Consider the following 12,069-nt stretch of genomic DNA (forward strand, 5'->3'; position numbering starts at 1 on the left):
TCAGCTCAGGATTACTTGGCAAGCAGCTTGTCGAAGAGCGCCTGGTCGTAATCCGAGTAGATATAGCCGTCAGCCGGGAACTTGTCGGCGCGAGCGAGATAGCTGCCGATGGTGCTGTCGTCGATGACGGGCAGTGGCACCTTGACGAAAGCGGGCACGTCCTTGCCTTGCAGTGCCTGTACGGCGGTGTAGACGGAAAGCGCGCCGAGCCAGTTGGGCTGCATGGTCGCCCAGCCCTTCAGGCCCTTCTCCTTCCAGAGTTCCAGGAACTGCCTGGCGTTTTCGCCTGTCGTCGGCACCTGATCGCGGCCTTGGCGCTCGAAAGAGAGGACGGAGCCGGCCGACAATGCGCCGCCGAGCGACAGCACACCGTCGATTTCAGGATTGGCGAAGAGCAGGCTGGTCATCGCTTCCTGCGCCGGCGCGACGTTATATTCGGTGTTCGTCTCGGTGATCACCTGCAGGCCTGGATTGGAGTCGAGAACCGGCTGGGCGCCCTTGCGGCGGTCGTCGCTCACCGAGATGCCGGCCGGGCCGTTCATGATGATGATCTTGCCCTTGCCGCCGAGCTGGCTGACCATCCACTTGGCGGCGGTCGCGCCCCATTCATTGGAATCGGTGTTGATCTTGGCGGTCACCTTGTCGGTGTCGACGAGGCTGTCGAAGTTGACGACTGCGATGCCCTTGTCGCAGGCATCCGATATGACGCGGTCGAGTGCCGTGGAAGAACCGGCGATCACGACGATGGCGTCGACATTGGCATCGATCATCGACTGGATATGCTGGATCTGCGTTTGGGCGTTGCCCTGCGCGTCCGTGATCATCAGGTCCTTCACCAGGCCCGCCTTCTTCAACTCCTCCACTTCGGCGGTGATCGTGCCTTCGGTCTGCTTCATCCAGGTCGGCACGGAATAGATGTTCGCCCAGCCGATCGTGTAGGGCGCCTTCTTGTCGCCCTTGATGCAATTAGCGGCGGCTGAGGCCGTACTCGTGGAAAAGACGAGGAGGGCCGCGGCGGCGGCAGCGCCGGCGAGAAGGCGGCGGCGCAGTGAAGCGGAAATGCTGTTTTCAAAATTCTTCATATCGATCCCCTTTTTGTGGCGGCGTTATCACTTGCCATTCATTTTTGTCCGCTATAATGTACATGTGATCTATATAGCGGACGAGGCGATCTTATGCCGATTTTTCCGCCTCGCAAGAGGGGTGAAAAAAATTTTCGTTCGCTGGCAGTAGCAGGATCGGTTGACAGATCCGGAAGAGGGTTTGAAAAGCTTGGCCGAACAGAAATTGGGATCGACAGCAATGGACGCAATTCAGGACGAAGCGGTCAGCAAACGCGCACGCGGGCTCGACCGCGCCTTCGAAATCCTCGATTTCCTGCGCCAGAAGCGCCAGGCTTTGAAGCCGAACGAAATCGCCGCCCAGATCGGCGCGCCGCGCTCATCGGTATACGAGCTCGTCAACTTGCTGCTGAGCAACGGCATTCTCGAATTCACCGGCGGCGAGGGGCGCGTCTATCTCGGCCGCAAACTCTATTTCCTCGGCGCCGCCTATGAAAACCATTTCGATTTCACCCGCGAATGCGAGGCCGCACTGGAACAGCTTGCCGACGAGACGCGGGAGACGGCGCAGTTCTGCATGCTGGATGGCAACAAATATACGGTCGTGCGCATGCGCGAAGGCGCGCGGCCCTTCCGCATTTCCACGGATATAGGCCAGTCGGTGCCGATCCCGTGGACGGCCTCCGGACGCCTGCTGGTCGCACATCTGCCGGACCAGGAAATCCTTAACTTCATTCCTCAGCAGGATTTTCGTCTGCCGAACGGCGAGTGGCTCGACCCGCAAAGTTTCATCGCCGAGGTCCGCCAAGCCGAGCGCGAAGGTCTCTTCACCTTCAACAGCATCGTCGACAGCTTTACCCATTGTTTCGCCGTGCCGGTGCGCGGCGAGCAAGGTCACGCAGCCGCAACGCTCTGCCTCGTCACCCCGCGCGACGATGGCATTGCGAACCGCGACCGTTATCTCGACTGCCTGAAGAAGGCCGCCGCCGGCCTGGAGCATGCCCCGGCCCGGCCGAGGCGTGGCTGACGCTCCCGAGCAAAGCGTACTGATCGGCGGCTGGACTTTCGCGCGCGATCAGTACCAAGCCGCATCCTCTTCTAATCATAGCGCCCGGCTCTTCGCCGCATGCACCGCTGATCGATCGATCGGCTGCAGTAAGTGATCTGTGCGGTTCGCTCCGATTGTTTCCCCGTTTGAGCCATTCCCGAAAATCTATTCACTCTTCGCCCGAAACAACGGAATGAAGTTTCTCTATTAAATTTATAGACTTCGTATCTTACCGTTCTCACGACAGATATCTTCACCTTTGCCTTGGGGAAGACCGGCTGTCGACGGCAAACGGAGAGGACGCGAAATGACACGGAAAATCAGGCTTGGCGCATTTCTTCCCGGTGGCGGACAGCATGTTGCCTCTTGGCGGCATCCAGATCAGCCGGCAGACGGCGCGACCAGTTTCGAATTTCATAAGCAGCTCGCGCTGACAGCCGAGCGCGGGCTCTTCGATGCCTACTTCCTGGCCGATGGATTGGCCGTCGGTTTTGGCGGAGCGCGCGAAGGCGGCAACGCCCGGGTGGCCGGCTTCGAGCCGGTCACATTATTTTCCGCCCTTGCGCCTCTGACCACCCATCTCGGTTTTATCGCGACCTCCTCGACCACCTATGAGGAGCCTTACACCACCGCCCGCAAGTTCGCCTCGCTGGACCTGATCTCGGGCGGCCGGGCCGGCTGGAATGTCGTCACCACGACGGGAGATCCCACGGCACAAAATTTCAACCGCGACACACAGCTGCCGCATGCCGAGCGCTATCGCCGTGCGGCCGAACATGTCGATGTTGTCCGCAAACTCTGGGAAAGCTTCGAGGACGACGCTTTCATCCGCGACAAGGAGACCGGTGTCTTCTTCGACCCGGCAAAACTGCACGACACCGATCACCGCGGCGAGCATTTCAGCGTGCGCGGTCCGCTCAACGTCTCGCGCTCGCCGCAGGGCCACCCCGTCATCGTGCAGGCCGGACAGTCCGACGACGGACGCGGGCTCGCCGCCGCAACGGCCGAAGTCATCTTCACCGCCCACCAGCATATCGAAACCGCCCAGGAGTTCTATCGGGACATCAAGGCGCGCGCCAGTGGTCTCGGCAGGAACCCTGATCACATCCTGGTCATGCCCGGCGTATCCGCTTTCGTCGGCAGGACCGAGGCGGAGGCACGCGAAAAGTATGATCGCCTGACCTCGCTCATCCTGGAAGAAGACGGGATCGGTCTGCTCAACGGCCTCACCGGCGGCACATTGGACCTTCACGGTTATGATCTCGACGGGCCCCTTCCGCCGGCACCGCCGACCGAAGGCATGAAAAGCCGCCAGGCGCTGATCCGCCAGATCGCCGACGAAAACAACTTCACCATCCGCCAGCTCTATCAGTGGATCGCATCGGCCCGCGGCCACTACACCATCGTCGGCACGGCCGAGCAGATCGCCGACACGCTGCAGACATGGTTCGAAAATGAAGCGGCCGACGGCTTTAACATTCTGCCGCCCTGGCTGCCGACGGCGCTCGACGACTTCGTCGATCTGGTCATTCCGGAACTGCAGCGCCGCGGCCTGTTCCGCACCGCATATGAGGGCAAGACACTGCGGGAGAACCTCGGCTTGCCGTTCCCGACCAACCGATGGGCTACCGGACCCGCAGCCCTGCAGGCAGCAGAGTGAGGACAAATCCATGACCTTTGAGATCAACCCGACTCTTCCGAGAAGCTTTGGCCGCTTAAAAACCCGAGAAAGCAACACGCCCACTTTCGCATTGCATTTGCGCGGGGTTCTCGCTTCACTTTTGCCGCGGTACGGCCTGCTCATCAGCTTTCTCGTGCTCTGGCAAGTGTCGAGCACCAGGGGCTGGATCAATCCCGCCGTCTTCCCGCCCTTGAACGTGATCCTGTCGGCTCTTTGGACCAATCTCGCCAACGGCGCGCTGCTCGATGACATCGCGATCAGCCTGCAGCGATCGGGAACAGCCTTTGCCTTTGCCGTCGTGATCGGCATTCCGCTCGGCCTGTTTATGGGCCAGTTCCGCTTGGTCGAGCAGGCGCTGGATCCGATCCTGCAGCTCTTCCGACAGACCTCCGCTCTGGCGCTCTATCCGGTTTTCATCCTGCTGCTCGGCCTCGGCGAAACGTCCAAGATCTTCGTGATCTTCTGGGCGACACTGTTTCCGGTGCTGCTTTCGACGATCGGCGGCGTCAAGGAAGTGGACAAGAAGCTCATCGAGATGGCGCGCACCTATGGCGCCAGACCGCTCACCGTCTTCCGCCGCGTCATTCTCCCGGCATCCGTGCCGGCAATTTTCGTCGGCCTGCGTCTTTCGGCGACGACTGCACTTCTGCTGCTGATCGCCGCCGAGATGATCGGCGCCAACAAAGGCATCGGCTTTCAGGTGATGAACGCCCAGTACAATTTCCAGATCCCGCTGATGTTTGCGGCGATCCTGCTGCTCGCCTTCCTCGGCCTGATAGCCAATGGGCTGCTCGTTCTCCTGCAGCGCCGTCTCTGCCGCTGGTCTCAGCCGAGCACCTGACCCGGCTTCCCCCGATTTTCCTCTCCCGAAAGGACATTCCATGACATTCCATCCCCGCAATCTTCTCCTGCCGGCCGTGATCGCTCTCGGTTTTGCCACGCCGGCCACTGCCACCGATACGGTGAAGCTGCGCTACCTCGCGAGCCAAGGCGGTCTTGCCGCCCATGAACTCGCCGAAGAGCTCGGCTATTTCAAAGACACTGGCATCACGTTTGAGAATGTCGGCTATGCCCAGGGCGGACCGGCGTCTCTCATCGCACTGGCATCCGGCGACGTCGAGATCGGCAGCGCCGCCACCTCAGCCGTGCTGAATTCGATCATCGGCGGCAACGATTTCGTCGCCGCCTATCCGTCGAACGGCATCAATGACGAGGTGCAGTCGACCTTCTACGTGCTCGAAGACAGCCCGGTCAAAACAATCAAGGACATTGCCGGCAAGAGCATCGCAGTCAACACGCTGGGCGCCCATCTCGACTACACGATCCGCGAGGCCCTTCACTCCGTTGGCCTGCCGAGCGACTCCGCCAATCAGGTCGTCGTTCCCGGCCCGCAGCTCGAGCAAGTGCTGCGCTCCAAGCAGGTCGATATTGCCGCCTTCGGCTATTGGCAGACGACCTTCGAAGGTGCGGCGTTGAAGAAGGGCGGCCTGCGTCCCGTTTTCGACGATACCGACGTGCTCGGCGATATCGCCGGCGGCTTCGTGGTCCTGCGCCGCGATTTCATCAAGCAGCATCCGGAAGCCTCGAAAATCTTCGTCGAGCAGTCGGCCCGCGCGCTCGATTATGCCCGCGAGCATCCTGAGGAAGCCAAGAAGATCCTGGCCAAGACGCTCGCCGAGCGCGGAGAGAACCCTGATATCGCACAATATTTCCGCGGCTACGGCGTGCGCGCCGGCGGCCTGCCAGTCGAGCGCGACATTCAGTTCTGGATCGACGTGCTCGTTCGCGAAGGCAAGCTGAAGCAAGGCCAACTGGCGGCCAAGAGCATTCTCTTTACCGCCGACGCCAAGCCGGCAAGCAATTGAGGAAGCGTGATGAGCGTCGCTGAGGACATTCGCCGTGGAGAGGTGGCGATCCGTCACCTCTCAAAATCCTACAAGCTGAACGGCACCCCACTGCAGGTTTTGAAAGATATCAATCTCAACATCCGCTCCGGGGAAAGCCTCGCCATCGTCGGTGCGAGCGGCTCAGGCAAAACGACCCTGCTCAGGGTTCTGGCCGGGCTCGAGGAATCCGATACCGGCGAGGTGCTGGTCGACGGCAAGGCTATAAAAGGCGTCGGCGCGGAGCGCGCCGTCATCTTTCAGGAGCCGCGCCTTCTTCCCTGGCTTGATGTGCTCGGCAACGTCGCCTTCGGGCTGGAAACGCGGGGGCTGTCCCGCGAGCAGGCGAGGGATCGAGCACGTCACTATGTCAAGCTCGTCGGCCTGCAGCAATTCGAAGCGGCCTATCCCAGGCAACTCTCGGGAGGCATGGCGCAGCGCGTCGGCATCGCCCGGGCACTTGCGGTCCAGCCCGAAATCCTATTGCTCGACGAACCGCTCGGTGCGCTCGACGCGATGACCAAGATCGGCATGCAGCAGGAACTCGCACGGATCTGGCGCGATGAGGATGTCACGACCATTCTCGTCACCCACGATCTCGAAGAGGCGATCTATCTCGCCGACAGGATCTTGATCCTGCCGCGGGAAAAGGGAGCCGCGCCGCGCCTGATCGAAATCGATCTGCCGCGTCCCCGCGATCGCAGCGCGCCGGAATTCGTCCGGCACCGCGAGGAACTGCTGAACCTGTTCGGACTGCATTGACGGCTGCGGAGGCGGGCGGCCTGTGCCGTCCGCCTCAACCCGCTGGCGGATATCAATCTCGCGGATCAGCAGCGTTTCACCCGACCCATGGATCGACGAGCTCGATCCCAAAACCTTGGAAATCCCTCGTGTTGCGCGTCGCAAGGGTGAGATCGTGAGCAATCGCGGTCGCGGCGATCAGGCCATCCATCGACGAAAGGCCGCGGCCGTTCCGCTTTGCGTGGCCCATCAGATCTCCCCAAACCAGGGCCACCGCTTCGTCCACTGGGATGATGCGCCGCTCGAAACGCTGCGGCAGATCGCGGGCAAGCCAATCGGCCAGCACGTCACGTTTTCGTCCCTTGTCCATCAGGGTGACACCGCGCCGGATTTCTGCGACCGACACGACGCTGATGAAGGAGCGATCCTCGTCGAGCCCACCCAGCCACCCCAGGACGCGCACATCGGGGTTCAGCTTCGTGACCTCAGACAGGACGTTGGTGTCCAGCAGAAGTCTCACAGTCCGCTATCGCGCGGTTCGTCGCGTTGACGCTCGAGATCCAGATCGGCTCCACGCAGCGGCGACTCCATCAGAAATTCGGCCAGCGTTCCCTTGCGGGCGATCTTCCGTTGCCATTCCTCCGCAGAGACGACGACGACGCTCGGCTTGCCGTTGCGTGTAATAGTCTGCGGCGCGGATTGCGCGCGTTCAATCACTTCAGAAAGCTTCGCCTTTGCGCTGGCGACGGTCCAGCTTTCGTCGCCTTGCCGTGATGACTGCATGGCCCACCTCCTGACCAGAATGACTACTGTGACTATATAAACCGTGAATGGGTGAACGGCAAGCTTCGCGAAAGAAATGACAGACGGCCGTCGGCGAAGGCGGAATGAGCGACTTGCGCCATGATCACATGAATATACTCGAAACAATCAAGAGCTGAGCGGCGGCACGGCGACCGTTACCCGCGGCCAGGATGTCACTTCAGCGGGAAAGCGTCTTCCTCAGGCGATGAATATGGGCGGCGCCAATGCCGCAGCAGCCGCCGATGATCGTCGCGCCGGCTTTGGCCCAGGAGCAGGCGTAACGCGAATAGGCGTCGTCGTTCAGATCGTCGCGGGTATCGTGCAGGCCTTCATTGGCGGCTGCCTCGCCTGTTTCCCCTTCAAAGGCATTGGCGTAGACGCCGATTTCGATGTGAGTATTCCTCTCTCGGAACACGCGTGCCGCCGTCTCGACCGCACCCTGCATGACCTCGGGCTTGCTGCAATTGAACAGGAAAGCCGCCGCACCCGAGGATACCGCCCAGGACGCCGCCTCCTCGACGCTCTCGCCGGAGCGAAGCTTTGGCTCACCGCCCGCTATAGCCGCCTCGTCATCCGCCAATGTGAAGGAAATCCAGAACGGCTTGTCCGATGCCGCCACAGCCTTGCGGACGGCCTCGCCCTCGGCGATCAGGCTCAATGTCTCGCCGAGCCATATGTCGATGAAGGGCGCGAGGTTTTCGACCAGCACCTTGAGATAGTCCTGCACCCGGGAGGGCTGGAAATTCTGCGGTTCGTAGGAGCCGAAGATCGGCGGCAGCGAGCCGGCAACCAGCACCTTCCCGGTCACGGCATCGGCAGCCTCACGCGCCAGGCGACCTGCGAGGCGGATCAGCGCCGGCCCCTCCTGCTGGAAGCGGCCTTCGCCGATATGGAAGGGCACGAGCGCATAGCTGTTCGTCGTGATGATCTCGGAGCCGGCAACAATGAATTCCTGGTGCACCTCGCGCACAATGTCAGGCGAATTCATCAGCGCCAGCGCCGACCATTCCGGCTGCTTCAGTTCGGCGCCCAGCCGAAGAAGCTCGCGGCTCATGCCGCCATCGAGAATTCGCGTTGTGCTCATGAGGTAGTCTCCATTCAGGCTGTCGCGCCGTTACCGGCGGCGGGCGTTTCAAAACAATGTGGCGAGCTTCCGCTGGCCTAGCGGCGAACCGGCACCTGCGCTTCGAGACCTCGAAAGATGCGGGCGATCACGGCGGTCAGGGCGAGATAGAAGAGGGTGACGACGATGAGCGGTTCGTAGACGAGCAGCGTGTCCTGGCGAACCTTGTTGGCCACGGCATAGAGGTCCATCACCGTCACCGTGAAGGCAAGCGGCGTCGCCTTCAGCTGCATGACGATCTCTCCGCCAATGGTCGGCAGGGCGATGCGAATGGCCCGCGGCAGCCAGATGCGGCGGGTCAGCTTCCAGGGCGAGAGGCCAAAGGCCTGGCCGGCTTCGAGCTCGCCCTTGGGAACGGCAAGCAGCGCGCCGCGCAGCACCTCAGCCTCATAGGCCGCGTAGTTCAGCGTGAAGCTGACGGAGGCGAAGAAGAAGCCCTCGCGCAGGATCGGCCAGAACAGGCTCTGGCGAATGCCGGGGACCATGGGCAGCAGCGAGCCGACCCCATAGTAAAGGAGCCAAAGCTGGATCAGCAGCGGCGTGCCGCGGAAGAAGGTGCAGTAACCGCGGGCAAGGAGCTTGGTAATCCTGCCGCCGCTGACCTGCGCGAAGGCGAGACCGATGGCGATCACGAAACCGAACACGACGGAAATGACCAGCAGCAAGACGGTCTGCCAGGCGCCGGTCAGAAGAAGCGGCCAATAGGAAGAGATCCAGGTGAAATTCATGACCGCGGCATCTTCAGGCAAGGCGCGGCTGCCCCCGCCGCACCCGTTCTTCGATCAGTTTGAAGGCGACGTTGGAAACGAGCGTGATGGCGAGGTAGAGAAGCGCCGAGGCGAGGAAAAAGACGAAATAGTGTTTGGTGCTTGCCCCGGCGAGCCGGGTGGCGAGCGCCAGTTCCTGATAGCCGACGACCGCAACCAGCGCGCTGTCCTTGGTGACCGACATCCACAGATTGGCAAGCCCCGGCAGCGCGTTCGGCAACAGCGCCGGCAGCAGGATCCGGCGGAAGCGCAGCACCGGCCCCATGCCGAAAGCCTTGGCGGCCTCGATCTGGCCGATGGGAACGGCGAGGATCGCGCCGCGTAGCACCTCGGTCATATAGGCGCCCTGCACGAAGCCCAGGACGGCGACGGCCGCGACGAAGCCGTTCACCTCGACCGGCGGCAGGTCCAGGGCAGCCAGCAGCCGGTTGAGGCCATCGGTGCCGGCATAATAGAGCCCGACGATCAGGATCAGCTCGGGAACGGCGCGAATGACCGTGGTATAGAAATCAAGCAGCAGGCGGAGCACTGGATTGCCAGAGAGCTTTCCAAACGCGCCGCCCGTGCCGAGCAGCAGACCGACGGCAAAGGCGCAGGCCGAAATGGCGACCGTGGAGACCGCACCTGCCAGAAGAACGCCGCCCCATCCCGGAGGATAGGGGGACAGGAGGTCCAGAATGCCTTGTTGCGCGGTCGCCATTATCAGGACTGCTCACTTCGCGCCGTAAATATCGAAATCGAAGTATTTCTTGGTGATCGCGTCATACTGGCCGTTGGCGCGAACCGCAGCGATCGCCGTGTTCAACTTGGCTTTCAGCTCGGTATCTTCCTTGCGCAGGCCGCCCGACACGCCAGCCCCGAGGATCTCCTTATCGTCGGCGACATCGCCCATGTTGGCGCAGCAATCCTTGCCGGCATCGCTTTTCAGGAAAGCGTCGAGCGCGAGAGAATCGCCGAAGACATAGTCGATGCGGCCGGAGGCGAGATCCTGGAACGCCTCGTCGAGCGTCTGGTAGGTCTTTTCCTCGGCGGCAGCGGCAAAATACTTCTTGTAATATTCCGACTGGATCGTCGACACCTGGATGCCGATGGTCTTGCCCTTCACGTCCTCGGCCGTGGCGCCCGGCTTCTGGTCCTTAGGGCCGATCAGGGTGCTCGGCGTGTTGTAATATTTGTCGGTGAAGTCGATCACCTTCGAGCGTTCGGCGGTGTTCGACATCGACGACCAGATCACGTCGAACTTCTTGCTCTGAAGAGCCGGAATGAGACCGTCCCAGGAAATGTCGACGATCGAGCACTCCTCCTTCATCTCCGCGCAGACGGCGTTCATCAGATCGATTTCCCATCCGTGCCATTCGCCCGAGGCGTCCTTGGCGAAGAAGGGCGGATAGGATTCGTTCATGACGCCGAAGCGGACTTCGGCCTGTGCCGTGACGGCGGAAAGCGCGAGCGCCGCGCCGGCAAAGAGCATGTGGAGCAGTTTCATTCGCAGGGTTCTCCTGGTTGGTGTTATCGATGATGGCTTGGCTGCATCAGTGGGTGCTGAGACCGGTGAACTCCCGGCAGCGGGCACTGATGGGCGCCCCGAAAACCTGCTCCGGCGGACCTTCCTCCTCGATCCGGCCCTGATGCAGGAAGAGAACGCGGCTCGAGACATCGCGGGCGAAGCGCATTTCATGCGTGACGATCAGCATTGTCCGGCCTTCTACGGCGAGATCGCGGATGACCTTCAGGACCTCGCCGACCAGCTCCGGATCGAGCGCCGACGTCGGCTCGTCGAACAGCATGACGGCGGGGTCGATGCAGAGCGCCCGCGCAATTGCTGCGCGCTGCTGCTGGCCGCCGGAGAGAAAAGCGGGATAGGCGTCGCGCTTGTCGAAGAGCCCGACCTTGTGGAGCAGGGCCTCGGCCTTTTCGATCGCCTCGCGCCTGGGAATGCCCATGACATGCACCGGCGCCTCGATGACGTTTTCAAGCACGGTGCGATGGGCCCAGAGATTGAAGCTCTGGAAGACCATGCCGAGCCCGGTCCGCAGCCGTTCGATCTGCCGCCAGCTCTGCGGCTGCAGCCGCTCGCCGCGGCCGGGTTTCAGCGCAACCTCCTCGCCGTTCACGGCAATGCGGCCGCGGTCCGGCGTTTCTAGAAAATTGATGCATCTGAGGAAGGTGCTCTTGCCAGAACCCGACGAGCCGATAATGGAGATCACATCCGACTTGTGGGCCTCGGTCGAGATACCCTTGAGAACCTGTTGCGAGCCGAAGCTTTTATGGAGATCTTCGACGCGAAGAGCAGGAAAGAGTTGATCCGACATGCATGGGTCCGGCTGAACTGAATTTGCAAAGGATAATGATAAAGGAACGCCGTTTTTTCGCGCAATTTTTGTCTCTTCTGCATAATTTGTGCAAAATAAACTTCCTCGTGCGGCGAATGCCGCAGAACGCGTGAAATGCTGCGGCAAGAACCAGGACTGGATAATGGAACAACTCGATCGATTTGACCGTGACATACTCGATATCGTTCAGCGCGACTGCCAGCTGAAGGCCGAGACGATCGCCGAGCGGATCGGACTGTCGGTCTCGGCCGTGCAGCGGCGGTTGAAGCGGCTGCGCGAGGAGGGGGTCATCAAGGCGGAGGTCGCCGTCGTCGACCGGAAGGCAACGGGAACGTCGATGGTCTTCATCGTCGGGATGGAGATCGAGCGGGACAATTACGATGCGCTGGCGAAGTTTCGCGTTTGGGCCGAGAAGCAGGACCATATCCAGCAGGTTTATTACGTCACGGGCGCGGTCGATCTGATCGCCATCGTCACGGCCCGCGACGTCGAGCACTATGACGACATCGCCGCCCTGATCATGGCTGACAATCCGCAAATCCGCCGCATGCACACCAATGTCGTTCTGCGGGACGTCAAGCTCGGCCTGTTCGTACCGCTCGAATGACGCTGGTCCGGCTGCGCCGAC

The 12,069-nt window shown here is 61.5% G+C and carries 14 protein-coding genes; 6 read left to right on the forward strand and 8 right to left on the reverse strand.

Features of this window, described 5'->3' with window-relative positions; translation table 11 throughout:
* Nucleotides 1-11 precede the first annotated feature (11 nt).
* A complete protein-coding gene (locus GA0061105_RS10855; RefSeq protein WP_092750081.1) occupies nucleotides 12-1,082 on the reverse strand; it encodes an ABC transporter substrate-binding protein in 1,071 nt (356 codons plus the stop codon).
* 220 nt (nucleotides 1,083-1,302) lie between these two features.
* Between GA0061105_RS10855 and GA0061105_RS10860 the strand changes: the two genes are divergently transcribed.
* The 5 genes from GA0061105_RS10860 (at nucleotide 1,303) to GA0061105_RS10880 (ending at nucleotide 6,435) form a co-directional block, all read left to right on the forward strand.
* Nucleotides 1,303-2,088, forward strand: coding sequence for an IclR family transcriptional regulator (locus GA0061105_RS10860; RefSeq protein WP_092750083.1), 786 nt, complete (start codon nucleotides 1,303-1,305; stop codon nucleotides 2,086-2,088).
* Nucleotides 2,089-2,416: 328 nt separating this feature from the next.
* Nucleotides 2,417-3,769 carry an LLM class flavin-dependent oxidoreductase gene (locus GA0061105_RS10865; protein ID WP_092750085.1) on the forward strand — a complete coding sequence of 451 codons (1,353 nt, stop codon included), beginning with the start codon at nucleotides 2,417-2,419 and terminating at the stop codon, nucleotides 3,767-3,769.
* A gap of 10 nt (nucleotides 3,770-3,779) precedes the next feature.
* The gene (locus tag GA0061105_RS10870; RefSeq protein WP_092750087.1) at nucleotides 3,780-4,631 is read left to right on the forward strand and encodes an ABC transporter permease; all 852 of its coding nucleotides are present in this window, start codon (nucleotides 3,780-3,782) and stop codon (nucleotides 4,629-4,631) included.
* A 40-nt stretch (nucleotides 4,632-4,671) separates the two neighbouring features.
* Entirely contained in the window at nucleotides 4,672-5,655 is a 984-nt protein-coding gene (locus GA0061105_RS10875) for an ABC transporter substrate-binding protein (protein ID WP_092750089.1), read from the forward strand.
* Nucleotides 5,656-5,664: 9 nt separating this feature from the next.
* Nucleotides 5,665-6,435 carry an ABC transporter ATP-binding protein gene (locus GA0061105_RS10880; protein ID WP_092750091.1) on the forward strand — a complete coding sequence of 257 codons (771 nt, stop codon included), beginning with the start codon at nucleotides 5,665-5,667 and terminating at the stop codon, nucleotides 6,433-6,435.
* Nucleotides 6,436-6,511: 76 nt separating this feature from the next.
* On the opposite strand, the gene GA0061105_RS10885 is transcribed toward GA0061105_RS10880, so the two are convergent.
* The 7 genes from GA0061105_RS10885 to GA0061105_RS10915 all read right to left on the reverse strand — a co-directional run bounded on the left by GA0061105_RS10885 (nucleotide 6,512) and on the right by GA0061105_RS10915 (nucleotide 11,420).
* A complete protein-coding gene (locus GA0061105_RS10885) occupies nucleotides 6,512-6,934 on the reverse strand; it encodes a type II toxin-antitoxin system VapC family toxin (RefSeq protein ID WP_092750093.1) in 423 nt (140 codons plus the stop codon).
* Nucleotides 6,931-7,197 (reverse strand): type II toxin-antitoxin system Phd/YefM family antitoxin, encoded by a 267-nt coding sequence (locus tag GA0061105_RS10890; protein WP_064709306.1) that lies wholly within the window; start codon nucleotides 7,195-7,197, stop codon nucleotides 6,931-6,933. The genes GA0061105_RS10885 and GA0061105_RS10890 overlap by 4 nt, the downstream gene beginning before the upstream one ends.
* Before the next feature lie 199 nt (nucleotides 7,198-7,396).
* Nucleotides 7,397-8,302, reverse strand: a complete 906-nt coding sequence (locus GA0061105_RS10895; protein WP_092750095.1) for a homocysteine S-methyltransferase family protein — start codon at nucleotides 8,300-8,302, stop codon at nucleotides 7,397-7,399.
* Between the two features lie 77 nt (nucleotides 8,303-8,379).
* Complete coding sequence (locus GA0061105_RS10900) at nucleotides 8,380-9,069, reverse strand: ABC transporter permease (RefSeq protein WP_092750097.1); 690 nt, start codon at nucleotides 9,067-9,069, stop codon at nucleotides 8,380-8,382.
* A 13-nt stretch (nucleotides 9,070-9,082) separates the two neighbouring features.
* Nucleotides 9,083-9,808, reverse strand: coding sequence for an ABC transporter permease (locus tag GA0061105_RS10905; RefSeq protein ID WP_092750099.1), 726 nt, complete (start codon nucleotides 9,806-9,808; stop codon nucleotides 9,083-9,085).
* A gap of 12 nt (nucleotides 9,809-9,820) precedes the next feature.
* A complete protein-coding gene (locus GA0061105_RS10910) occupies nucleotides 9,821-10,594 on the reverse strand; it encodes a transporter substrate-binding domain-containing protein (RefSeq protein ID WP_092750101.1) in 774 nt (257 codons plus the stop codon).
* A 46-nt stretch (nucleotides 10,595-10,640) separates the two neighbouring features.
* Nucleotides 10,641-11,420 carry an ABC transporter ATP-binding protein gene (locus GA0061105_RS10915; protein ID WP_092750103.1) on the reverse strand — a complete coding sequence of 260 codons (780 nt, stop codon included), beginning with the start codon at nucleotides 11,418-11,420 and terminating at the stop codon, nucleotides 10,641-10,643.
* Between the two features lie 163 nt (nucleotides 11,421-11,583).
* Here GA0061105_RS10915 and GA0061105_RS10920 point away from each other — a divergent pair, with 163 nt between their 5' ends.
* Nucleotides 11,584-12,048, forward strand: a complete 465-nt coding sequence (locus GA0061105_RS10920; protein WP_064695128.1) for an Lrp/AsnC family transcriptional regulator — start codon at nucleotides 11,584-11,586, stop codon at nucleotides 12,046-12,048.
* Nucleotides 12,049-12,069: the final 21 nt, after the last annotated feature.

This window comes from Rhizobium aethiopicum, assembly GCF_900094625.1.
Taxonomy (GTDB): domain Bacteria; phylum Pseudomonadota; class Alphaproteobacteria; order Rhizobiales; family Rhizobiaceae; genus Rhizobium; species Rhizobium aethiopicum.

What these genes read in the sequence shown, in the direction of transcription:
- GA0061105_RS10900 (WP_092750097.1), bottom strand. Translation starts at nt 9,069, where the DNA reads ATGAATTTCACCTGGATCTCTTCCTATTGGCCGCTTCTTCTGACCGGC.
- GA0061105_RS10890 (WP_064709306.1), bottom strand. Translation starts at nt 7,197, where the DNA reads ATGCAGTCATCACGGCAAGGCGACGAAAGCTGGACCGTCGCCAGCGCA.
- GA0061105_RS10880 (WP_092750091.1), top strand. Translation starts at nt 5,665, where the DNA reads ATGAGCGTCGCTGAGGACATTCGCCGTGGAGAGGTGGCGATCCGTCAC.
- GA0061105_RS10910 (WP_092750101.1), bottom strand. Translation starts at nt 10,594, where the DNA reads ATGAAACTGCTCCACATGCTCTTTGCCGGCGCGGCGCTCGCGCTTTCC.
- GA0061105_RS10855 (WP_092750081.1), bottom strand. Translation starts at nt 1,082, where the DNA reads ATGAAGAATTTTGAAAACAGCATTTCCGCTTCACTGCGCCGCCGCCTT.
- GA0061105_RS10915 (WP_092750103.1), bottom strand. Translation starts at nt 11,420, where the DNA reads ATGTCGGATCAACTCTTTCCTGCTCTTCGCGTCGAAGATCTCCATAAA.
- GA0061105_RS10875 (WP_092750089.1), top strand. Translation starts at nt 4,672, where the DNA reads ATGACATTCCATCCCCGCAATCTTCTCCTGCCGGCCGTGATCGCTCTC.
- GA0061105_RS10865 (WP_092750085.1), top strand. Translation starts at nt 2,417, where the DNA reads ATGACACGGAAAATCAGGCTTGGCGCATTTCTTCCCGGTGGCGGACAG.
- GA0061105_RS10905 (WP_092750099.1), bottom strand. Translation starts at nt 9,808, where the DNA reads ATGGCGACCGCGCAACAAGGCATTCTGGACCTCCTGTCCCCCTATCCT.
- GA0061105_RS10895 (WP_092750095.1), bottom strand. Translation starts at nt 8,302, where the DNA reads ATGAGCACAACGCGAATTCTCGATGGCGGCATGAGCCGCGAGCTTCTT.
- GA0061105_RS10870 (WP_092750087.1), top strand. Translation starts at nt 3,780, where the DNA reads ATGACCTTTGAGATCAACCCGACTCTTCCGAGAAGCTTTGGCCGCTTA.
- GA0061105_RS10920 (WP_064695128.1), top strand. Translation starts at nt 11,584, where the DNA reads ATGGAACAACTCGATCGATTTGACCGTGACATACTCGATATCGTTCAG.
- GA0061105_RS10860 (WP_092750083.1), top strand. Translation starts at nt 1,303, where the DNA reads ATGGACGCAATTCAGGACGAAGCGGTCAGCAAACGCGCACGCGGGCTC.